The 20,653-nt window shown below is 58.4% G+C and carries 21 protein-coding genes; 13 read left to right on the forward strand and 8 right to left on the reverse strand.

Features of this window, described 5'->3' with window-relative positions:
* Nucleotides 1-86: 86 nt before the first annotated feature.
* From AK59_RS0118425 to rraB, 3 genes are read right to left on the reverse strand one after another with little or no spacing between them, the layout of a single operon-like run.
* Nucleotides 87-809, reverse strand: a complete 723-nt coding sequence (locus AK59_RS0118425; RefSeq protein ID WP_029883475.1) for a hypothetical protein — start codon at nucleotides 807-809, stop codon at nucleotides 87-89.
* 30 nt (nucleotides 810-839) lie between these two features.
* Nucleotides 840-1,598 (reverse strand): tRNA isopentenyl-2-thiomethyl-A-37 hydroxylase MiaE, encoded by a 759-nt coding sequence (gene miaE, locus AK59_RS0118430; RefSeq protein WP_029883476.1) that lies wholly within the window; start codon nucleotides 1,596-1,598, stop codon nucleotides 840-842.
* Nucleotides 1,599-1,644: 46 nt separating this feature from the next.
* Nucleotides 1,645-2,070 (reverse strand): ribonuclease E inhibitor RraB, encoded by a 426-nt coding sequence (gene rraB, locus AK59_RS0118435; protein ID WP_006810300.1) that lies wholly within the window; start codon nucleotides 2,068-2,070, stop codon nucleotides 1,645-1,647.
* Between the two features lie 99 nt (nucleotides 2,071-2,169).
* Between rraB and argL the strand changes: the two genes are divergently transcribed.
* From argL to xynR, 3 genes are all read left to right on the forward strand, one after another.
* Nucleotides 2,170-2,265 (forward strand): putative translational regulatory protein ArgL, encoded by a 96-nt coding sequence (gene argL, locus AK59_RS1000000125300; RefSeq protein ID WP_213014347.1) that lies wholly within the window; start codon nucleotides 2,170-2,172, stop codon nucleotides 2,263-2,265.
* Nucleotides 2,235-3,239 carry an ornithine carbamoyltransferase gene (gene argF, locus AK59_RS0118440; protein WP_023299201.1) on the forward strand — a complete coding sequence of 335 codons (1,005 nt, stop codon included), beginning with the start codon at nucleotides 2,235-2,237 and terminating at the stop codon, nucleotides 3,237-3,239. Before argL ends, argF (AK59_RS0118440) begins: the two co-directional genes overlap by 31 nt.
* 174 nt (nucleotides 3,240-3,413) lie before the next feature.
* Nucleotides 3,414-4,172: a DNA-binding transcriptional repressor XynR gene (xynR, locus tag AK59_RS0118445; protein WP_029883477.1), complete on the forward strand. Its 759-nt coding sequence runs from the start codon at nucleotides 3,414-3,416 to the stop codon at nucleotides 4,170-4,172.
* A 4-nt stretch (nucleotides 4,173-4,176) separates the two neighbouring features.
* Here the strand turns inward: xynR and AK59_RS0118450 are convergent, their stop codons facing one another.
* The 5 genes from AK59_RS0118450 to AK59_RS0118470 all read right to left on the reverse strand — a co-directional run bounded on the left by AK59_RS0118450 (nucleotide 4,177) and on the right by AK59_RS0118470 (nucleotide 10,961).
* The gene (locus AK59_RS0118450; RefSeq protein ID WP_029883478.1) at nucleotides 4,177-5,787 is read right to left on the reverse strand and encodes a glycoside hydrolase family 43 protein; all 1,611 of its coding nucleotides are present in this window, start codon (nucleotides 5,785-5,787) and stop codon (nucleotides 4,177-4,179) included.
* A gap of 11 nt (nucleotides 5,788-5,798) precedes the next feature.
* Nucleotides 5,799-7,181 (reverse strand): MFS transporter, encoded by a 1,383-nt coding sequence (locus tag AK59_RS0118455; RefSeq protein ID WP_029883479.1) that lies wholly within the window; start codon nucleotides 7,179-7,181, stop codon nucleotides 5,799-5,801.
* Between the two features lie 224 nt (nucleotides 7,182-7,405).
* Entirely contained in the window at nucleotides 7,406-9,373 is a 1,968-nt protein-coding gene (gene yagF, locus AK59_RS0118460) for a xylonate dehydratase YagF (protein ID WP_029883480.1), read from the reverse strand.
* Nucleotides 9,374-9,387: 14 nt separating this feature from the next.
* Entirely contained in the window at nucleotides 9,388-10,296 is a 909-nt protein-coding gene (gene yagE / locus AK59_RS0118465) for a 2-keto-3-deoxygluconate aldolase (protein ID WP_013095373.1), read from the reverse strand.
* Nucleotides 10,297-10,508: 212 nt separating this feature from the next.
* Complete coding sequence (locus tag AK59_RS0118470; protein WP_013095372.1) at nucleotides 10,509-10,961, reverse strand: YhcH/YjgK/YiaL family protein; 453 nt, start codon at nucleotides 10,959-10,961, stop codon at nucleotides 10,509-10,511.
* A gap of 672 nt (nucleotides 10,962-11,633) precedes the next feature.
* Here AK59_RS0118470 and arcA point away from each other — a divergent pair.
* The 10 genes from arcA to gbpA all read left to right on the forward strand — a co-directional run bounded on the left by arcA (nucleotide 11,634) and on the right by gbpA (nucleotide 20,571).
* Nucleotides 11,634-12,854, forward strand: coding sequence for an arginine deiminase (gene arcA, locus AK59_RS0118475; RefSeq protein ID WP_013095371.1), 1,221 nt, complete (start codon nucleotides 11,634-11,636; stop codon nucleotides 12,852-12,854).
* A gap of 9 nt (nucleotides 12,855-12,863) precedes the next feature.
* On the forward strand, nucleotides 12,864-13,775 hold the full coding sequence (locus AK59_RS0118480) for a carbamate kinase (RefSeq protein WP_013095370.1): 912 nt from the start codon (nucleotides 12,864-12,866) through the stop codon (nucleotides 13,773-13,775).
* A 92-nt stretch (nucleotides 13,776-13,867) separates the two neighbouring features.
* The gene (gene argF / locus AK59_RS0118485; protein WP_013095369.1) at nucleotides 13,868-14,872 is read left to right on the forward strand and encodes an ornithine carbamoyltransferase; all 1,005 of its coding nucleotides are present in this window, start codon (nucleotides 13,868-13,870) and stop codon (nucleotides 14,870-14,872) included.
* A gap of 47 nt (nucleotides 14,873-14,919) precedes the next feature.
* Nucleotides 14,920-16,323 (forward strand): YfcC family protein, encoded by a 1,404-nt coding sequence (locus AK59_RS0118490; RefSeq protein ID WP_029883481.1) that lies wholly within the window; start codon nucleotides 14,920-14,922, stop codon nucleotides 16,321-16,323.
* A 75-nt stretch (nucleotides 16,324-16,398) separates the two neighbouring features.
* Nucleotides 16,399-16,878 (forward strand): arginine repressor, encoded by a 480-nt coding sequence (locus AK59_RS0118495; RefSeq protein WP_013095367.1) that lies wholly within the window; start codon nucleotides 16,399-16,401, stop codon nucleotides 16,876-16,878.
* Between the two features lie 100 nt (nucleotides 16,879-16,978).
* Nucleotides 16,979-17,083 carry a pyrBI operon leader peptide gene (locus AK59_RS1000000124600; protein WP_022646880.1) on the forward strand — a complete coding sequence of 35 codons (105 nt, stop codon included), beginning with the start codon at nucleotides 16,979-16,981 and terminating at the stop codon, nucleotides 17,081-17,083.
* 34 nt (nucleotides 17,084-17,117) lie between these two features.
* Entirely contained in the window at nucleotides 17,118-18,050 is a 933-nt protein-coding gene (pyrB, locus tag AK59_RS0118500) for an aspartate carbamoyltransferase (protein ID WP_014830458.1), read from the forward strand.
* Between the two features lie 12 nt (nucleotides 18,051-18,062).
* Complete coding sequence (gene pyrI / locus AK59_RS0118505) at nucleotides 18,063-18,524, forward strand: aspartate carbamoyltransferase regulatory subunit (protein ID WP_013095364.1); 462 nt, start codon at nucleotides 18,063-18,065, stop codon at nucleotides 18,522-18,524.
* A 74-nt stretch (nucleotides 18,525-18,598) separates the two neighbouring features.
* Complete coding sequence (ridA, locus tag AK59_RS0118510; RefSeq protein WP_006810315.1) at nucleotides 18,599-18,985, forward strand: 2-iminobutanoate/2-iminopropanoate deaminase; 387 nt, start codon at nucleotides 18,599-18,601, stop codon at nucleotides 18,983-18,985.
* Nucleotides 18,986-19,116: 131 nt separating this feature from the next.
* Complete coding sequence (gbpA, locus tag AK59_RS0118515; protein ID WP_029883482.1) at nucleotides 19,117-20,571, forward strand: N-acetylglucosamine-binding protein GbpA; 1,455 nt, start codon at nucleotides 19,117-19,119, stop codon at nucleotides 20,569-20,571.
* Nucleotides 20,572-20,653: the final 82 nt, after the last annotated feature.

Below are 20,653 nucleotides of genomic sequence, written 5' to 3' on the forward strand. Positions count from 1 at the left end.
GTTGTGGATTATACCTGTCGCGCGCCGCCATGCAAGCGACGACGCGCGAAACCCGCGCTAAGTGCCCAAAAAACCAGCGCCCTTCTTCAGTCCAGCTCAGACACCGCCAGCCGAATCACCCTCGCAGCCTTCTGTTCCGGCAGCGCCAGCACCTTGACCCACATCTCCTGCACCATATCGCAGGAGAGCTTCTCTTTGCCCACCGCCTTCTCCGGCATCTGCAGCAGCTGGATGTCCTCACCGTACTTATCGGCAAGCGCCTTCATAATCGGCCGCACATCTTCGACTGCCGCCTCGCGCTCGGCCGGGGTCACGGTGTGGCTGTTTTTGCCGTAGGCCGCGCGCATCATGTCGGCGTCGGCCTGCATGCGCCGCGCCATCAGGTCTTTATCCAGCATGCGCATCGGGTTGATGCCGCCCTTCACCATCGGGTAGAGGAAGCGGAAGCAGGCGTCGTCGCTCACCTTCTGGATGGCGGCGGTCTGCTCCATGTTGATGGTCATGTAGTTCACCACGTTGGCGTCCGGGGCGTTTTGCAGGCGCGTCATCTGCAGATGCAGGATCTGCGGCTGGATGGTGTCGATAATCTGCTGCTCCGGCTCGCCCGCTTTTTGCAGGGCGGCCATCTGGTCGAGGATGCGCTGATGCAGCGCGGGCTCCTGCTCCTTAATCACCTGCCAGGCGGGCATCGCGTTGAGGGCGTTATCCATCTGCCGTTCCGGGGCGCGCTGCCTGTCGAAAAACACCCAGAACGCCACGGCGGCAGCCGCAATGACGACAATAACAATACGGGTCCACGTTTTATTCATCTCGCATCCTTATCCTTGAGTTATGCCGGTTTACACCGGCACGCCGCTGTGGAAGCGAAACTCGTTGTCCGGTGTCGAGATAAGTGTGGCTTCAATTTCGCCAAAAAGCTTTATACGCGGTGAGATATCGTCGTCGCTCACCTGCTGGGCCAGCGTCAGGTAGTCCTGATAATGGCGCGCTTCCGAGCGCAGCAGCGAGAGATAGAACTTCTGCAGGTCGTCGTCGAGGAACGGGGCCAGCGCGGCGAAGCGTTCGCAGGAGCGGGCTTCGATGTAGGCGCCGCAGATGAGCTTGTCGATCAGCGTCAGCGGTTCGTGGGTGCGCACTTCCTTCAGCATCCCTTTGGCATAGCGGCTGGCGGTGATTTTGACGTACGGAATGTCGCGGGCCAGCATCGCCTCACGCACCTGCCAGAAGTGGTGCAGCTCCTCTTTAATCAGCAGCACCATGCTGTCGATGAGCGCCTGGCCCCACGGGTCGTCGGTTTTGGGCATCACGCTTTTGCCAATCTGCCTGTGCAGGGCGATGAAGTCCGGCTCCGGGCCGTCGCGGAAGGTGAACTGTTCGTAGGGGTTGAGCCAGTCGAGCAGCGCGTCGGCACCGCTTTCGTCGGCGACGTATTTACGCACCAGCAGCAGCGCGGTCTGGGCGGCCTTGAGCTCGCACACCATGTGGTCGGTGAGCAGCAGCGGCAGGTTCGCCGGGTCGCGGGCTTTATCAATCCATGCTTGCGGGGTCGGGCACTGGAGGAAGTTGAGTACGGGGGCGAGTATCTGCGGGTAATCCATGGTTCTGCCTTGAAAAAGCGGTGGCGCGCGCCACCGCCTGAAACGCTTAGTGACGCACGCCGTCGTCGTCTTCGTCGACGTAATCTTCGTCGTCGCCTTCTTCGCCGTCTTCACCGTTCGGATCTTCGAAGTAGGTTCCCCAGCCGTCGTACTCCACGTCAAACTTCTCGGCCAGGTTCATCAGCTGTTCTACCTGCGCGTCGATCAGCTCCGCCTTCAGCGCGCCTTCGCTCAGGATGTCGCAGCAGATGACGGTATCGCCCTCTTCCACTTCCAGCTCTTCCGGCTCGGTGACTTCGTAACCCAGTTTAAAAGCTTCCACCGCCATTTTTTCCAGCGCGTCGAAATCATCCGCAGAGAAATGGTGCTCGATGGTGTACAGCGCGTCCGGATCGCTACCGTCTTCCAGCAGCTCTTCAATAATCAGACGCGTCTCTTCGCGTTGTTCTTCCAGGTGTTCCGGGTTTGCCATGGGTCATTCCTCTTTAAAGTGCGGCAGATACTTCTATTTTCACACACGGACGTGTTTGCCTCCACCTTTGTAAGAAAGATTTGTTAAACGGGGTTGCAAATGAATAATTACACATATAAAGTGAATTTTAATTCAATAAGTGGCGTTCGCCATGTGAGGATAAAATGTCTGATCTGTACAAGAAACACTTTCTGAAATTGCTCGACTTTACCCCTGCACAGTTTACTTCTCTGCTGACTCTTGCCGCACAGCTCAAAGCCGATAAAAAAAATGGCAAGGAAGTACAAAAGCTTACTGGCAAAAACATCGCGCTCATCTTCGAAAAAGACTCAACCCGTACACGATGCTCTTTCGAAGTTGCCGCATTTGACCAGGGCGCGCGCGTTACCTATTTAGGGCCGAGCGGCAGCCAGATTGGGCATAAAGAGTCAATTAAGGACACCGCGCGCGTGCTCGGGCGGATGTACGACGGCATTCAGTATCGCGGTCACGGCCAGGAAGTGGTCGAGACGCTGGCGCAGTACGCGGGCGTGCCGGTATGGAACGGGCTGACCAACGAGTTCCACCCAACGCAGCTGCTGGCGGACCTGCTGACCATGCAGGAGCACCTGCCGGGCAAGGCGTTTAACGAGATGACGCTGGTCTACGCGGGCGACGCGCGCAACAACATGGGCAACTCAATGCTGGAAGCGGCAGCGCTGACCGGGCTGGATCTGCGTCTGGTGGCTCCGAAGGCCTGCTGGCCGGAAGAGAGCCTGGTGGCGGAGTGCAGCGCGCTGGCGGAGAAGCACGGCGGGAAGATCACCCTGACGGAAGACGTGGCGGCGGGCGTGAAGGGTGCGGACTTTATCTATACCGACGTGTGGGTGTCGATGGGCGAAGCCAAAGAGAAGTGGGCGGAGCGGATTGCGCTGCTGCGCGGGTATCAGGTGAACGCGCAGATGATGGCGTTGACCGGCAACCCGAACGTGAAATTCCTGCACTGTCTGCCCGCGTTCCATGACGACCAGACCACGCTCGGCAAGCAGATGGCGAAAGAGTTCGACCTGCACGGCGGGATGGAAGTGACGGACGAGGTGTTTGAGTCGGCGGCGAGCATCGTGTTTGACCAGGCGGAAAACCGGATGCATACGATTAAGGCGGTGATGGTGGCGACGCTTGGGGAGTGATTGGATCCTCTGCGGTCTGGTGCCCTCACCCCGGCCCTCTCCCACGGGGAGAGGGGGAAAACACTAAAAAACGACAACAGGGTTGTCGTTTTTGCTTTTACCTCCATTTCATTGATTTTTCACCCCGAAAAAGGTACGTTTTCGCCTTAATTCCAGCGTGGACATACCAGCATTATGCCGATTATTCAGTCTGTTGAACGTGCGTTGCAGATCCTCGACCTGTTCAACGAGCAGGCCACCGAGCTTAAGATCACCGACATCAGCAAACTGATGGGGCTGAGCAAGAGTACCCTCCACTCGCTGCTGAAAACCCTGCAGCTGCATGGCTATATCGATCAGAACCCGGAGAACGGCAAGTATCGCCTCGGCATGAAGCTGGTCGAGCGCGGTCATTTCGTCGTGGGCTCCATCGATATTCGGCAGAAGGCGAAAGGCTGGCTGATGGAGCTGTCCCGGCTGACCGGGCAGACCACCCATCTGGGGATCCTGGACGGGCGTGAAGGGGTTTATATCGAGAAGATTGAAGGCAAGCTGGCCGCCATCGCCTATTCGCGCATTGGCCGCCGTCTGCCGGTTCACGCCACCGCCATCGGCAAGGTGTTGATTGCCTGGCTGGGCGAGACCGAGCTGAACGCCCTGCTTGAGGGCTATCAGTACACCACCTATACCCCTTCCACCCTCGCCTCTCGCGAAGCCTTAATGAGCGCCCTCGCGCAGACCCGCGAGCAGGGTTACGCTCTGGACAGCGAAGAGAACGAGCAGGGCGTGCGCTGCGTGGCGGTGCCGGTGTGGAACCATGAATCCCGCGTGATTGCCGCCCTGAGCCTGTCGACGCTGACCTCGCGCGTGGACGATGCCGGGCTGGCTAATTTCCGCGAGCAGCTTCAGCAGGCCGGGCTCCAGCTCTCACGCGCGCTGGGCTACCCGGCCTGAGCCGTTAAACCGGCTCGTAGGTGAAGTAGTCGAAGTCCGCGTGGCAGCCGTCGCCGCTGATGTCCTCGCAGTGCAGCCCCACAAACGCGCCGGTGAAGAAACCGCGCCCGCCGATGTAGTCGTCCGACAGCTTCCACGCCTCATACGTTACCGGCACGGTGTGCCACGTCTCGCCGTCAAACGAGTAGCTGTAGCGGTAGACCAGCGTATCCACATCCACCCGCAGCCAGATGCTCTCCGCATTCTCCGGCACCGGAATCGGCTGCTCGTGCAGCGGCCATGACGGCACATTGTGGTCGAGCTGAATAACCTTGATGGTTCTCCCCTGCCCCTCCTCGTAGTCCACAAAGCAGTAGCTCCAGTTTTTGCTGTTGTAGTAGCAGGTCAGCCCCGCGCTTTGCTGGAAGTGAACCGGTGAGAACTGCATCCGCGTTTCTGAGCGGAAGACGAAGTGCTGCCAGCGGCGCGCCACGGTCGACTGGGTGAAGGTCGAGTTGAGCGAGTCGTTGCCGTAGAGCCGTAAATAGCCGGGGCGCGCGGTGAGTGAGCCGAGGGTGTCGTCGAACGGGATGCGCAGGGTCTGCAGTTCCGGGTCAAGCGTGCTGCCGTCGAAATCCTCCCGCCAGCTGCCCGTAACGGATGCAGGCTGTTCCGCCACCTGTGGGCCTTTCACGGTCAACTGCGCGTGCTTGCCGCCTTCCACGTACGGCCAGCCGTCGCGCCATTCAATGCGGGCGATGCCGGTTTCGCGCCCCAGCGGACAGTAGCCGCGTCCGCCGGTGGCCAGCAGCGGCACGCCGGGCAGGCGCAGCGGGCGGCTGGTGAGGTAGGCCATATACCATTCCCCGGTATGGGTCTGCAGCAGCGAGCCGTGGCCGCTCTTCTGCAGCGGGTTCTCCGGCAGGTGCCAGCTGGTCATCATCGTCACCTCCGGGTGCAGCTCGTACGGCCCGTCGATGGTTTTTGAACGCAGCACCACAACCGCGTGCTCGTAGCTGGTGCCGCCTTCGGCGACCATCAGGTAGTACCATCCCGCGTGGCGGTACAGGTGCGCGCCTTCGGTGTAGCAGAGCGGCGTGCCGGTAAACAGCGTTTTGCGCTCGGGCGAGAGCGTGCCGGTCTGCGGATCGAATTCCTGCATCACGATGGTGTTGTGCGGGTTGCTGTGGTGGCGCGGCCCCCACGGACGGTAGAGGTAGTACTTGCGGCCGTCGTCGTCGTGGAACAGGGACGGGTCAAACCCGCCGTTGCCCATCGGGATCGGCTCGCTCCACGGGCCCTCGATGGTCGGCGCGGTGACCAGGAAGTTGCGGCCGTTTTTCCACGGCGAGTCGACAATCTTTACGTCGGTGTAGAGCAGCCAGAATTTGCCGTCGGCGTAGCTCAGACACGGTGCCCAGATGCCGCCGGAGTCCGGGTTGCCCTTCATGTCCAGCATCGACACGCGGTCCAGCGGCGTGCTGACCAGCGACCAGTTTTTCAGGTCGCGGGAGTGGTAGATGCGCACGCCCGGGAACCACTCGAAGGTCGAGGTGGCGATGTAGTAGTCCTCGCCCTGGCGGCATAAAGACGGATCCGGGTTGAAGCCGGTGAGTATTGGGTTGGTGATTTCCATATTGCCTCCGGTTAATGGGATGCGGCTGTCGCTGCGTCGGGAACGGCCTCGCCCTGCGCCGCGCGGTGCTTGATCAGCTGCTGGCTGATGGCCTCCACGCGGGCATCGGTGAGCTTATAGAACGACAGCATGATGAACATGCCCACGTAGAGCACCACCGGCACCACGCAGAACAGAATTTTGATGGTGGTCAGCACCTCCACCGGCTGCACGCTGCTGCTGGCGGAGTAGTTGACGTACGCGAGGATCCAGCCCACCACCGCCCCGCCAATCGCCAGGCCAATCTTCAGGCTGAACAGATAGGTGGAGAACACCAGCCCGTCGAGGCGTCGCCCGCTGCGGCTCTCCTCGTAATCCACCACGTCAGAGGCCATCAGCCACTGCAGCGGCGTGGTGGTGTTGAAGACGAACAGGAACAGGATATTGAGGGCGAAAATCAGGGCGATATGCTCCGCCGGGGTGACGAAAATCAGCAGGCTGATCAGCGAGTAGGCGACGATGATCCACTTGAAGGCGGTAACGCGGTCGAAGCGCCCCAGCAGGCGGGAGGAGCAGAGCGAGCCAAACATGGTGGCGAGGCTGCCGTAGAGTAAAAACTGGGTCGCCATCTCCGGGTGATCCATCACGTATTTGACGAAGTAGAGCGTCGCCCCGCCGCGTACCACGTTAGAGCAGGTCGCCATCATCTTGAACGCGCACATGATCCGCCACTGGCCGTTGCCCAGCAGCAGCTTAAGGTCTTTCGCCACCGACGAGCCCGGCTGAACCTCAAAGGTGTAGCGCTCTTTGGTGGTAAAGAAGCAGACGTAGAGCAGCACCACGCCGGTCAGCCCCAGCACACACATGGCGCCGAAATAGCCCACCTGCTCGTCCCCTTTGCCGATGATGCTCACCAGCGGCAGCGCGATGCCGCTAATGGCAAGCGAGCCCGCCGCCGCCAGGAAGAAACGCCACGACTGCAGGGCGTGACGCTCTTTCGGGTCGGCGGTAATCACGCCCGGCATGGCGCAGTACGGCACGTTAACGAAGGTGTAGACCAGGGTCAGCAGAATGTAGGTTACGCAGGCGTAGATGATTTTGCCCTGCGCAGAGAAATCCGGCGTGTAGAAGGTCAGCATGCAGACGATGCCAAACGGGATCGCCCCCCACAGCAGGAACGGGCGGAACTGGCCGTAGCGCGTGCGGGTGCGGTCCACCAGCAGCCCCATCAGCGGGTCGGTCACGGCGTCGAGCACGCGGGAGACCAAAAACAGCGTGCCCATAATGCCCGCCGACAGGCCAAACACGTCGGTATAAAAGTAAGCCAGCAGGAACATGGTGGCCTGCCAGACAAAGCCGCAGGCGGTGTCACCCAGCCCGTAGCCAATTTTATCTTTCATGGTTAATTGCATCATCATCGCACCTTTATTTTCGTATGCTGATTTCACAACATCGTGTTAATGGAGTGTAATGAGCTGTTCAATTAACCAGCAATGGTCATATCTTATTTCCGAATTACGATATTTTGCTTTTGTGACGCCACCGATATATCACAACGCATTGTTTAAATTGATAAATTTAAGATACGCGAAAACCGTCCACGGGATATTTCCCGTAGACGGTATCGCTCAGAAAATAATTAAAGTCCGAGTGCTTTTTTACCGGCGTTAATTACCTCGATAATTTTATCGGTGTCATAAATACAGCCTTTCCAGGTGCCGCCGCTCACCGACTGCAATGCCGCCCACAGGCGGGGATCGTCCGGCAAAAAGTCGTGAGGGTGCAGGTCCGGGTGCGTCTGTCTTACTGCCAGCTCGCGCGCGCCCTCTTCCGGCGTCAGCGGGTTTTCTGCGGTGCCGATAAAGTTGACGCTGCCCGTCAGGGTCAGGCGATCCACGGCAATCTCAATGATGTCGTTGTCGCGCAGCTTGCCAATCGGCCCGCCTGCCAGCGCTTCCGGCGACACGTGGCCGAAGCAGGCGCCCGTCGACACGCCAGAGAAGCGCGCATCGGTGATTAACGACACCGTCTTGCCCCACGAGATATGCTTCAGCGCAGAGGTGAGCTGGTAGGTCTCTTCCATGCCGGTACCGGACGGCCCACCGCCGATCACCACCATGATATCGCCCTGTTTAATCTCTTCCTGCTTGATGGCTTTAATCGCCTGTGCTTCCGAGACAAACACCCTTGCCCGGCCCGTATGACGGTAAACGCCATCGGCACCCACCACCGACGGGTCAATGGCCGTGGCCTTGATCACCGAGCCTTCCGGCGCGATGTTGCCCGTCGGGAAGCAGACCGTCGAGGTCAGCCCTCTCGCTTTTGCCTTCTCCGGCGGCAGGATCACATCATCCGGATCCACGCCGTCCTGCTCGCGCAGGCACTGGCGGAAGCGTTTACGGCGCTCGGACGCCTGCCACCAGTCGAGGTTTTCGCCCACCGTCTGGCCAGTGACGGTCATGGCATCCAGATGCAGCAGGCCGAGATCGCGCAGGTGGAGCATCACCTCCGGCACACCGCCCGCAAGGAAGGCGCGCACGGTCGGGTGATAGTCCGGGCCGTTGGGCAGCACGCTGACCAGGCGCGGCACCCTGCGGTTGACGCGTGTCCAGTGTTCTACGTCCGGGATCGTGCAGCCCGCCGCGTGGGCGATGGCCGGGATGTGCAGCAGTAAATTGGTGGAGCCGCCGAACGCCGCGTGGATCACCATGGCGTTTTCGATGGCTTTATCGGTGAGGATATCGCGCGTGGTGATGCCGCGGTTATCCAGCTCGCTCACCGCCCGCGCCGACTGGCGGGCAATTTCCAGCCACACCGCCTGCCCGGACGGCGCCAGCGCGGAGTGCGGCAGCGCCAGACCCAGCGCTTCGGCCACCACCTGCGAGGTGCCCGCCGTGCCGAGGAACTGACATCCGCCGCCCGGCGAGGCGCAGGCGCGACAGCCCAGCTCGGCGGCCTCCTGCAATGACAGTTCGTGGTTAGCAAAGCGCGCGCCGATGGTCTGCACCTTGCCCGCGTCTTCCCCCACGGTCGGCGGCAGCGTCGCCCCGCCCGGCACCAGAATGGTCGGCAGATTGTGCATCGAGGCCAGCGCAATCATGGTGGCAGGCAGCCCTTTATCGCAGGTCGCCACGCCAATGACCGCCCGGCGCGTCGGCAGGGAGCGAATCAGACGACGAAACACAATCGCCGCATCGTTGCGGTACGGCAGGGAGTCGAACATCCCGTGCGTGCCCTGCGAGCGCCCGTCGCACGGATCGCTGACGAAGGCCGCAAACGGGATCCCGCCGTTGCGGGTGATCTCCTTCGCCGCGGCCTGCATCTGCATGCCGATCTCCCAGTGCCCGGTGTGGTAGCCCAGCGCAACTGGTCGTCCGTCCCCGGCGCGGATGCCGCCCTGGGTGCCAATAATCAGCACCTCTTTGCCGGTCAGCTTGTTGGCGTCCCAGCCCATCCCGGCGTTCTGGGTCATGCCGAACAGATTGCCGCTGGGGGATTCCATCAGCATCTGCGGAGTCAGCGGCAGCGCGCCCTGCGGCCCCGCCGCATGGGTGATGACGGCATAAAACGCATCATCCTGCGGGGTGAAAATTTTCTCGATGGTCATGGTTATCGTCCGGCTCAGCAGAGCTTGAGCTGTTGCAGCAGGGTTTTCAGCTGCGCCTTACGCGGCTCGTCCAGCGCAGAGGCGGGCGGCAGCACGTGGGTAGAAATCGGGCGGCCGCAGAGCACAATTGCCTCTTTAATGACATTCACAAACGGCGTATCCAGCTGATACATCTGCGGTATTTGCAGTAAGGTCTGATGATACTCAGCCGCTTTCGCCACGTCTTTATCCCGCCAGGCTTTCAGAAGATTCACCGACACCTGCGGAGCAAAGTTGCCGCTGGCCGAGATCGCCCCATCGCCGCCGAGCAGCAGGATATTAAACAGATGATCGTCGTAGCCGCACAGCACGGTGAAGTGCGGATGGGCGGCTTTGACGGTGTGGATCATGCTGCGCAGATGGGCCACGGAGTCGATGGTGTCTTTAATGCCGACGATGTTGCTGCGCGAGTCGGCCAGGATTTTCACCAGCGCCGGCGTCAGATCCTGCCCGGTCAGCGCCGGGAAGTTATAGAGGATCACCGGCAGCGTGACGCTGTCGGCCACCTGCTCGAAATAGCGGATCAGGTTCGCTTCAGATACCTTCCAGTAGTAGGGGTTGATCACCACGATGCCGTCCGCCCCCGCCTGCTGGGCGTGCTGGCTCAGTTCAATGGTTTCCCGGGCGTTGGTGCCACCGGTGCCGATCAGCACCGGCACACGACGATCGACGTGATCGATAGCAAAGCGGGCAATGGTTTTACGCTCTTCGGCGCTGAGCTGGGAGAACTCACCGCCGCTGCCCAGGAAGAACAGGCCGTCAACGCCTGCCGCGATCAGATCGTCGATCAGCGCGGCGGTGCCCTGCTTATCGAGCTGGCCGTCGGCGGTAAAAATGGTGGAGACAGGGGGAATGATTCCCGTGAACAACGCGGACTGCGGCATGAGATCTCCTTGCTGAATCATTTTGTTCTACATTATAGAACGGCGTTCATTAATTTAACGATCATACTATGACGCAGAAAAAGCACAGGTAAATGAGAGATGAGGAGGGAGTGTGGGAAGTTTAAGCTGGATCACATTATGCGTGGGTGCGGTCTGGTGCCCTCACCCCGGCCCTCTCCCACAGGGAGAGGGTTAGGGTGAGGGGTAAGGGGTTACTCCACCAACATCTTAACAACCACTTTCCTGACCTTAGCAGGCGCCCCCACCGCGCACAGCGGCTTATGCACTTCACCCGGCCAGAACACCACGAAATCCCCTTCGCTCAGCACCACGGTTTTCTCCTGCTCGCCTTCCGGCAGGAACGCGATATCTTTATCCGCCAGCCAGTCGGTGTCCGGCGTGCCGTGTGGCAAGGTACTGAACGTCATCCCTTCCTGCCCTTTGAGCACAATCTGAATGTCCAGATAGCGAGCATGGTACTCCGCGCGGCGCTCGGCAAACGGCTGGGTCATGTCTTCGGAGACCAGATAAAACAGGTTGTTGCCGTTGATGTCGTGTTTGCCCGGCGGGGTGGCGTCGGTGACGTGGGCTTTAACGTGCTCGATGGCCAGACGCAGGGGTTCCGGTAGCCAGGCTTGCAGATGGTGGATGTTGCCGATAATCATAATTAAACCCTCATAATAAAACGCTGTTTCATTTTAATCTTTTATACGAGAATTCAAACTGCCATACCAGCCCTTTTTCGCGGAGAGTTGCGCGAACGCATGTTTATCGGGAATGGTGTTAATTTGCTGTTAATCCCTCACAGGCATTTATGCAGTTGTTATGCATAACCTCAGCGCGTCGTGACGATGCCGTGTCGCTAACTCACTGATTGTACTGCCTTCATCATAAAACTCGCGCCAGCTTCACACTTTATCATTTTGATTATTTGCTATTAAATTCCATAATTATTTATTGATTTTTCTTAAGTCAAAAATAGTTAATTGGCTATTCTGCATAGCCATTCCGCACATGAAATAAAATCATTTAAAATCAATATCATAACCAAATATGTCAAAACATTAAATTCTACAAAATAATAACAACCACAAATAATGCCAACGGATCCTGCTTAGCTATTCACCGGCTAATAATATCAAATTAATCATTATCTGATGCGAATCATGCAAATGAAAACAAACTACTCAATACCTAATTTCACGTGAGCAACATCACAATACGGTTTATTTAAGCGCCTACTATTGACCACGAAATCAATTGAGCTTAGCCGCCATATCATTACACGAATATGGCGCATGCCCTTTTTATTCTGAAAAACAGTTAAAGGAATAATTATGGAAAAGCATTATGTCGGTTCTGAAATTGGTCAATTGCGTAGCGTGATGCTGCACCGCCCTAATTTAAGTCTTAAACGCTTAACGCCATCAAACTGTCAGGAGCTGTTATTTGATGATGTGCTCTCGGTTGAGCGGGCGGGTGAGGAGCATGACATTTTCGCAAACACGCTGCGCGAGCAGGGTGTGGAAGTCCTGCTGTTGACCGACCTTCTCACTCAAACGCTTGATATTGCAGAGGCGAAAGCCTGGCTGCTGGAGACGCAAATCTCCGACTACCGTCTCGGCCCCACCTTTGCCAGCGATGTCCGCGGCTGGCTGGCGGATATGCCGCACCGGGAACTGGCGCGCAGACTGAGCGGCGGATTAACCTACGGTGAAATTCCGGCGGCGATTAAAAATATGGTGGTGGATACCCACACGGCGAATGATTTTATTATGAAGCCGCTGCCAAACCATTTATTTACCCGCGATACCTCGTGCTGGATTTATAACGGCGTCTCCATTAACCCGATGGCCAAACCGGCCCGCCAGCGTGAAACCAATAACCTGCGGGCCATATATCGCTGGCACCCGGCATTCGCCGATGGCGAATTTATTAAGTATTTCGGCGACGAGAATATTAATTATGACCATGCCACCCTGGAGGGCGGCGACGTATTAGTGATTGGCCGCGGCGCGGTATTAATTGGCATGTCTGAACGCACCACCCCGCAGGGCGTGGAGTTCCTCGCTAACAGCCTGTTTAAACATCGACAGGCCGAGCGCGTGATTGCCGTTGAGCTGCCAAAACACCGCTCCTGCATGCACCTCGACACCGTCATGACCCACATCGACGTGGACACCTTCTCCGTCTACCCGGAAGTGGTGCGTAAAGACGCCCAGTGCTGGACGCTCACCCCGGACGGACGCGGCGGCCTGCTGCGCACCCAGGAAACCGACCTGCTGCACGCCATCGAGAAAGCGCTCGGTATTAATCAGGTACGCCTGATCACCACCGGCGGCGACGCCTTTGAAGCCGAGCGCGAGCAGTGGAACGACGCCAACAACGTGCTCACCATCCGCCCGGGCGTGGTGATCGGCTACGAGCGCAACGTCTGGACCAACGAGAAATACGACAAAGCGGGGATCACCGTGCTGCCTATCCCGGGCGACGAGCTGGGACGCGGTCGCGGCGGCGCGCGCTGCATGAGCTGCCCACTGGAACGCGACGGAATTTAAGGAGCCACTATGGAACGAAAACCCACTCTGGTTGTGGCCCTGGGCGGCAACGCATTGCTCAAACGCGGCGAACCGCTAGAAGCCGAGATCCAGCGTAAAAACATCGATCTCGCGGCCCGTACCATCGCCGGGCTGACGGAGCAGTGGCGCGTGGTGCTGGTGCACGGCAACGGGCCGCAGGTCGGGCTGCTGGCGTTGCAGAACAGCGCCTACGACAAAGTCGCCCCCTACCCGCTGGACGTTCTCGGCGCCGAAAGCCAGGGGATGATCGGCTACATGCTCCAGCAGGCGCTGAAAAACAGCCTGCCCCAGCGCGAGGTGAGCGTGCTGCTCACCCAGGTGGAGGTGGACGCCGCCGACCCGGCCTTCAGCAACCCGACCAAGTACATCGGCCCGGTCTACAGCGAAGCCCAGGCAAAAACGCTACAGGCAGAGAAAGGCTGGGTGTTCAAGGCCGACGGCAGCTACTTCCGCCGCGTGGTGCCCTCTCCGCAGCCGAAACGCATCGTTGAGAGCGATGCCATCGCGGCGCTGATCCAGCGCGACCACCTGGTGATCTGCAACGGCGGTGGCGGCGTGCCGGTGGTGGAAAACGCCAACGGCTATCACGGCATTGAGGCGGTGATCGACAAAGACCTCTCCGCCGCCCTGCTGGCGCGCCAGATTGAGGCGGATGCCCTGCTGATCCTCACCGATGCCGACGCGGTGTACCTCGACTGGGGCAAACCAACCCAGCGTCCGCTGGCACAGGTGACGCCGGAACTGCTCAAGGGCATGGCGTTCGACGCCGGCTCGATGGGACCGAAAGTGGCCGCCTGCCGCGAGTTTGTTGAGGCCTGCAACGGGATTGCCGGGATCGGCGCGCTGGCCGACGGCGCGGAGATCCTCGCGGGCGAGAAAGGCACGTTGATTCGTAACTGAATAACTTCCCCCTCACCCGACTCTCCCTCTCCCCGTGGGAGAGGGCCGGGGTGAGGGCACCAGACAGCAAAATTTTAAAAAGGATTTCCCACATGACCATCAACCTGAAAAACCGCAACTTCCTCAAACTGCTGGACTATACCCCGGCGGAGATCCAGTACCTGATCGACCTCGCCATCGAACTGAAGGCCGCCAAAAAAGCCGGACGTGAGAAGCAAACCCTGGTCGGGAAAAATATCGCCCTGATTTTTGAAAAAACCTCCACCCGCACCCGCTGCGCCTTTGAAGTGGGCGCATTTGACCAGGGCGCGCAGGTCACCTACCTCGGCCCAAGCGGCTCGCAGATTGGCCATAAAGAGTCGATGAAAGACACCGCCCGCGTGCTGGGCCGCATGTATGACGGCATCGAGTATCGCGGCTACGGCCAGGCCATCGTCGAAGAGCTGGGCGAGTACGCGGGCGTGCCGGTATGGAACGGCCTGACTGACGAGTTCCACCCCACACAAATCCTCGCCGATCTGATGACCATGCTGGAGCACTCGCCGGGCAAAACCCTGCCGGAGCTGAGCTTTGCCTATCTGGGCGACGCGCGCAACAACATGGGCAACTCGCTGATGGTCGGTGCGGCCAAGATGGGAATGGATATCCGCCTGGTGGCACCAAAGTCCTTCTGGCCGGAAGCGGGGTTGGTTGAGCAGTGCCGCGCCATCGCCAAAGAAACGGGCGCACGCATCACCCTTACCGACGACGTAGAAGAAGGTGTGCAGGGAGCCGATTTCCTCTACACCGACGTGTGGGTCTCCATGGGAGAGCCGAAGGAAGCCTGGGCCGAGCGCGTCAGCCTGATGAAGCCGTATCAAATCAATGCGCAGGTGATGAAGGCCACCGGCAACCCGAACGTCAAGTTTATGCACTGCCTGCCGGCGTTTCACAACGAACACACCAAAGTGGGCCGCGAAATTGAGATGGCCTACGGCCTGAAAGGACTGGAGGTGACGGAAGAGGTCTTTGAATCACCAAACTCTATTGTCTTCGACGAAGCAGAAAACCGTATGCACACCATAAAAGCCGTCATGGTGGCGACACTCGGCGACTAATCACCGCCCGGCGCGCCACGGGGTGCGCCGGGGTTCAGGAGAACATCATGGGCAAGTTTAAGTTTCCCTCCGCTTACACCATTCTCTTTTTTCTGATTGCCGTCGTGGCCGTGCTGACGTGGATTATTCCGGCCGGACAGTACCATATGGCAATGAACGAGGCGCTCGGCAAGGACGTGCCGGTTGCCGGGACCTACGCGCACGTGGCGGCCCACCCGCAGGGGCTGGTTTCCGTACTGATGGCTCCCATTGCCGGGCTGTACGATCCGGAGTCCGGCCAGGCCGGGGCGATCGATGTAGCGCTGTTTATCCTGATCATCGGGGGATTTCTCGGGATCGTCACCAAAACCGGGGCGATCGACGCCGGGATCGAGCGCGTCACCACACGATTACGCGGGCGTGAAGAGTGGATGATCCCGATCCTGATGGCGCTGTTCGCCGCAGGCGGCACCATCTACGGCATGGCCGAAGAGTCACTGCCGTTCTACACCCTGCTGGTGCCGGTGATGCTGGCCGCCCGTTTTGATCCGGTTGTTGCGGCCTCCACCGTGTTGCTCGGCGCGGGGATCGGCACGCTCGGCTCTACCATCAACCCTTTCGCCACGGTGATCGCCGCCAACGCCGCCGGGATCCCCTTCACCAACGGGATCGCCCTGCGCGTGGCGCTGCTGGTCATCGGCTGGATCATCTGCGTGGCGTGGGTAATGCGTTACGCCCGTAAGGTGCGCCAGGATCCGTCTCTCTCCATCGTTGCAGACAAACAGGAAGAGAACCGCGCCCATTTCCTCGGTAACAAAGACGCACAGACGCTGGAATTTACCCCGGTGCGCAAAATCATCCTGGTCATTTTCGCCCTCGCCTTCGCGGTGATGATTTACGGCGTGGCGGTGCTGGGCTGGTGGATGGCGGAGATCTCGGCGGTGTTTCTCGCCAGCGCCATTATCGTGGGGCTTATCGCCCGCATGAGCGAAGAGGAGCTGACCTCAACGTTTATTAACGGCGCACGAGATTTGCTGGGCGTCGCGCTGATTATCGGCATCGCCCGCGGTATCGTAGTCATCATGGATAAGGGCATGATTACCCACACCATTTTGCACAGCGCGGAAGGGCTGGTCAGCGGGTTATCCACGGTGGCGTTTATCAACGTGATGTACTGGCTGGAGGTGGTGCTGTCGTTTCTTGTGCCTTCTTCATCCGGCCTGGCCGTTCTGACGATGCCGATCATGGCACCGCTTGCCGATTTCGCTAACGTCAACCGCGACCTGGTAGTCACGGCTTACCAGTCAGCCTCCGGTATCGTTAACCTGGTGACGCCCACCTCCGCTGTGGTTATGGGCGGGCTGGCTATCGCCCGCGTGCCCTATGTGCGCTACCTGAAATGGGTGGCGCCGCTGCTGGGGATACTCACGGTGGTGATCATGGTGGCGTTAAGCCTGGGGGCAGTATTGTGATGTTTTGACGTTGTAGGCCCGGTAAGCGTAGCGCCACCGGGCGTTTTGTTTCAGCCACTTACATGGGAAATAGTTATGACGGAATATGGTGATTACTCTCCAAAAGAACAGCTACAGCTGACGGTCTGTCAGCGCCTGATCGCAGAAAAGAGCTATCTCTCCCAGGAAGAGATTCGCCGCGATTTGCAGGAGCGTGGTTTTGAGACCATCAGCCAGTCCACCGTTTCACGTCTGCTCAAGTTGCTTGGTGTCATAAAAATTCGAAATGCCAAAGGGCTAAAGATTTATTCGTTGAATCCTCTTCTGCGCCCTGCCCCCGACGCCGCACGTACAGTTTCCGAAATGGTGGTCAGCGTGGAGCATAATAGCGAATTTATCCTTATTCATACCGTGGCCGGATATGGCCGCGCGGTGGCGCGCATTCTGGATTATCACCAGTTACCGGAAATTTTAGGCGTGGTTGCCGGAAGCAGTATTGTCTGGGTCGCCCCCCGGGTGGTGAAGCGTACCGCGCTGGTGCATAAGCAAATTAATTATTTACTCAGAACGCATTAATATTCATAAAGAACCGTTTGCATTGAGTAAAGCGTGCATTAAATTGCTTGATCCGGACATCGGGGTGCGTATAATGCCCGACAATTTGCCGGGAGGAAGCATGGTCAAGCGTGTTCGACATAACGTCTTACCGCGTCTGAAATCAGACGCTGGCCTGCCGTTTTTCTTCCCGTTGCTAAACCTATTCCCAGAGCCCCTCATTTGAGGGGCTTTTTTTTGCCCGGCGTCAGGAGATAAACATGAATCCGCTTTATCAAAAACACATCATTTCCATAAACGACCTCAGCCGCGAAGAGCTGGAACTGGTTCTGGAAACCGCGGCAAAACTGAAGGCCAATCCGCAACCGGAGCTGCTGAAGCACAAGGTGATTGCGAGCTGCTTCTTTGAAGCGTCGACCCGCACCCGCCTCTCCTTTGAAACCTCCATGCACCGCCTGGGCGCGAGCGTGGTGGGCTTCTCAGACAGCAGTAACACGTCGCTGGGTAAAAAAGGCGAAACCCTGGCGGATACCATTTCAGTGATTAGCACCTACGTTGACGCGATTGTAATGCGTCACCCGCAGGAGGGCGCGGCCCGTCTGGCGACCGAGTTCTCCGGCGGTATTCCGGTGCTGAACGCCGGTGACGGTGCCAACCAGCACCCGACGCAAACCCTGCTGGATCTGTTCACCATTCAGGAGACCCAGGGCCGTCTGGAAAACCTGAACATCGCCATGGTAGGTGACCTGAAATATGGCCGCACGGTTCACTCCCTGACCCAGGCGTTGGCGAAATTCAACGGCAACCGCTTCTTCTTCATCGCCCCGGACGCGCTGGCGATGCCGCAGTACATTCTCGACATGCTGGATGAAAAAGGCATTCCGTGGAGCCTGCACGCCAGCATCGAAGAGGTGATGGGCAACGTGGATATTCTGTATATGACCCGCGTGCAGAAAGAGCGTCTGGATCCGTCCGAGTACGCCAACGTGAAGGCGCAGTTTGTGCTGCGCGCCAGCGACCTCGAGGGCGCGCGCGACAACATGAAGGTGCTGCACCCGCTGCCGCGCATCGATGAGATCACCACAGACGTGGATAAAACGCCGCACGCCTGGTACTTCCAGCAGGCCGGAAACGGCATCTTCGCCCGCCAGGCGTTACTGGCACTGGTTCTGAATCGCGAATTGGCTCTGTAAGGGGAAACGACAATGACACACGATAACAAACTCCAGGTTGAAGCCATCAAACGTGGCACCGTGATTGACCACATCCCTGCGCAGGTCGGCTTTAAGCTGCTGACGCTGTTTAAACTGACCGAAACCGACCAGCGCATCACCATCGGCCTGAATCTGCCGTCAGGCGAAATGGGCCGCAAGGACCTGATCAAGATCGAGAATACCTTCCTGACCGACGAGCAGGTTAACCAGCTGTCGCTGTACGCGCCGGACGCCACCGTTAACCGTATCGACAATTACGACGTGGTGGGCAAATCACGCCCAAGCCTGCCGGAGCGGATTGAGAGCGTGCTGGTTTGCCCGAACAGCAACTGCATCAGCCACGCGGAACCGGTCTCCTCCAGCTTCGCAGTGAAAAAACGCGCCGATGACATCGCACTCAAATGCAAATACTGCGAAAAAGAGTTTTCTCATTATGTGGTGCTGGCCAACTAATTGAGGTTGGTAAAGGATCCCGGCCTCCCTATAATGGCCGGGACTCTTAAATCAGCTGTTATTCTGGAGAAATCATGACCAAAGTACTCGCGACGGAAAATGCACCAGCGGCTATCGGCCCATACGTTCAGGGCGTTGATCTGGGTAGCATGATTATTACCTCTGGCCAGATCCCGGTGAACCCGAAGACCGGTGAAGTGCCAGCCGACGTAGCGGCGCAGGCGCGTCAGTCGCTGGAAAACGTGCAGGCGATCGTGGAATCCGCAGGCCTGAAAGTGGGCGACATCGTGAAAACCACCGTTTTCGTGAAAGATCTGAACGATTTCGCCACCGTTAACGCCACTTATGAAGCGTTCTTCACCGAGCATAACGCCTCTTTCCCGGCGCGCTCCTGCGTGGAAGTGGCTCGTCTGCCAAAAGACGTGAAAATTGAAATCGAAGCGATTGCCGTACGTCGCTGATTGATAGCAGCAGAGAATGGGCGGCTTCGGCTGTCCATTTTTTTTGGTTATTTTTCCTCTCACCAACGCATGACTTCCCCCACCCGCCATTAATAACATCACCCTGCGTATTTATTATTAATGGACTAAAAATGAAATTATCAAAAATTGCCCTTGCGATGGCGACCCTGACCGTTGCCTCATCCGCTTTAGCGCACGGATATATTGAGTCTCCTGCCAGCCGCGCTTATATGTGCAAGCTCGGTCAAAACATTGACTGTGGCTCCGTTCAGTATGAACCGCAGAGCGTGGAGAAAACCTCCGGCTTCCCGGGCGGTGCGATGCCGCCAGACGGCCAGCTTGCCAGCGCGGGGATTGCGAATTACTCCCAACTGGATAAACAGAGCCTGAACGCGTGGACGAAAAGCCCCATGACTGCCGGCCCGCATGAGTTTGTCTGGTATCACACCGCGCCGCACAAAACCACCAACTGGCGTTACTACATCACCAAACAAAACTGGGATCCGAATAAACCCCTGACCCGCGATCAGTTTGAATTAACCCCGTTCTGTACCGTGAATGGAAATGGCCAGGCCCCCGCGATGCGCAAAGCCATGACCTGTAATGTACCTGCGCGAACGGGTTACCAGGTGATTTATGGCGTCTGGGAAATAGCGGATACCTCAAACAGTTTCTACCAGGCCATTGACGTTGATTTTGGTAACGGCGGCAATGTTACCCCGGATGACGGTGCCAGCATCGAATCAGAGTGGAGCAAGGTCCTCAGCGGCCAGATTGCAGGAAATAACCTGAACGTCGGCGATAAGGTCATTGCCCGCTTCTTCGATGCGCACGGTGAAGTGACGTCCCTGCGCACGGAAATGACGATCGCCACGGCCGCGCAGGGGGATGCTAACCAGTGGTCGTACGATCTGGCGCAGAAAATTAATACCGCGCACCAGGACATTCGCGTCGGCGTGAAGGATGAGGGCGGCGAGATTAGCCCGGTCCATGGCGCCAACAGCGTCTTCGTCAAAGAGGGCAGCGCCCTGCAGTCCGTTGCGATTTCATACGAAGAGCAGAAGGCAGAGGTCAATGAAACCATCGCCGTCAGCAATTTGCACTACAGCAAAATCGAGAACGGCAATGCGACCGTCACCTTCCATGTGAATACTCACGGTAACGTCGATTTCGAAGCCCACGTCATGAACCATCACGGGGCGGAAAAAGGGTACCTGAAGCAGGAGATGAATAACGCGAATCAGGACGTCACCCTGACGCTGACCGGCGTTGAGGCGGGTCACCACATGCTGAAGTACTACGCCACCAATAAAGACGGCACGCTGTTTGCGCAGGATGTGCTGAACCTGATGCTGGAAGAGGAAGCCGCGGCGGACAACAGCACCGGTCAGCATGACTACATCTTCCCGGATAACATCGCGTCGTACAAAGCAGGCACCGTGGTGCTGCAGCCAAAAGACGGTAAGACCTACCAGTGTAAGCCTTTCCCGTACAGCGGCTACTGCGTGCAGTGGAGCAAGTATGCGACCCAGTTTGAGCCGGGCACGGGTTCACACTGGAAAGAGGCGTGGGTGCTTAAGCACTAGTCCCCTCACCCTAACCCTCTCCCCAAAGGGGAGAGGGAACCGATCGAGCCCCTCGCCCCTTTGGGGAGAGGGGTTGGGGTGA

Source organism: Enterobacter sp. T1-1, from assembly GCF_000710795.1.
Lineage (GTDB): Bacteria > Pseudomonadota > Gammaproteobacteria > Enterobacterales > Enterobacteriaceae > Enterobacter > Enterobacter cloacae.

What these genes read in the sequence shown, in the direction of transcription:
- AK59_RS0118425 (WP_029883475.1), bottom strand. Translation starts at nt 809, where the DNA reads ATGAATAAAACGTGGACCCGTATTGTTATTGTCGTCATTGCGGCTGCC.
- miaE (WP_029883476.1), bottom strand. Translation starts at nt 1,598, where the DNA reads ATGGATTACCCGCAGATACTCGCCCCCGTACTCAACTTCCTCCAGTGC.
- rraB (WP_006810300.1), bottom strand. Translation starts at nt 2,070, where the DNA reads ATGGCAAACCCGGAACACCTGGAAGAACAACGCGAAGAGACGCGTCTG.
- argL (WP_213014347.1), top strand. Translation starts at nt 2,170, where the DNA reads ATGAATAATTACACATATAAAGTGAATTTTAATTCAATAAGTGGCGTT.
- argF (WP_023299201.1), top strand. Translation starts at nt 2,235, where the DNA reads ATGTCTGATCTGTACAAGAAACACTTTCTGAAATTGCTCGACTTTACC.
- xynR (WP_029883477.1), top strand. Translation starts at nt 3,414, where the DNA reads ATGCCGATTATTCAGTCTGTTGAACGTGCGTTGCAGATCCTCGACCTG.
- AK59_RS0118450 (WP_029883478.1), bottom strand. Translation starts at nt 5,787, where the DNA reads ATGGAAATCACCAACCCAATACTCACCGGCTTCAACCCGGATCCGTCT.
- AK59_RS0118455 (WP_029883479.1), bottom strand. Translation starts at nt 7,181, where the DNA reads ATGATGCAATTAACCATGAAAGATAAAATTGGCTACGGGCTGGGTGAC.
- yagF (WP_029883480.1), bottom strand. Translation starts at nt 9,373, where the DNA reads ATGACCATCGAGAAAATTTTCACCCCGCAGGATGATGCGTTTTATGCC.
- yagE (WP_013095373.1), bottom strand. Translation starts at nt 10,296, where the DNA reads ATGCCGCAGTCCGCGTTGTTCACGGGAATCATTCCCCCTGTCTCCACC.
- AK59_RS0118470 (WP_013095372.1), bottom strand. Translation starts at nt 10,961, where the DNA reads ATGATTATCGGCAACATCCACCATCTGCAAGCCTGGCTACCGGAACCC.
- arcA (WP_013095371.1), top strand. Translation starts at nt 11,634, where the DNA reads ATGGAAAAGCATTATGTCGGTTCTGAAATTGGTCAATTGCGTAGCGTG.
- AK59_RS0118480 (WP_013095370.1), top strand. Translation starts at nt 12,864, where the DNA reads ATGGAACGAAAACCCACTCTGGTTGTGGCCCTGGGCGGCAACGCATTG.
- argF (WP_013095369.1), top strand. Translation starts at nt 13,868, where the DNA reads ATGACCATCAACCTGAAAAACCGCAACTTCCTCAAACTGCTGGACTAT.
- AK59_RS0118490 (WP_029883481.1), top strand. Translation starts at nt 14,920, where the DNA reads ATGGGCAAGTTTAAGTTTCCCTCCGCTTACACCATTCTCTTTTTTCTG.
- AK59_RS0118495 (WP_013095367.1), top strand. Translation starts at nt 16,399, where the DNA reads ATGACGGAATATGGTGATTACTCTCCAAAAGAACAGCTACAGCTGACG.
- AK59_RS1000000124600 (WP_022646880.1), top strand. Translation starts at nt 16,979, where the DNA reads ATGGTCAAGCGTGTTCGACATAACGTCTTACCGCGTCTGAAATCAGAC.
- pyrB (WP_014830458.1), top strand. Translation starts at nt 17,118, where the DNA reads ATGAATCCGCTTTATCAAAAACACATCATTTCCATAAACGACCTCAGC.
- pyrI (WP_013095364.1), top strand. Translation starts at nt 18,063, where the DNA reads ATGACACACGATAACAAACTCCAGGTTGAAGCCATCAAACGTGGCACC.
- ridA (WP_006810315.1), top strand. Translation starts at nt 18,599, where the DNA reads ATGACCAAAGTACTCGCGACGGAAAATGCACCAGCGGCTATCGGCCCA.
- gbpA (WP_029883482.1), top strand. Translation starts at nt 19,117, where the DNA reads ATGAAATTATCAAAAATTGCCCTTGCGATGGCGACCCTGACCGTTGCC.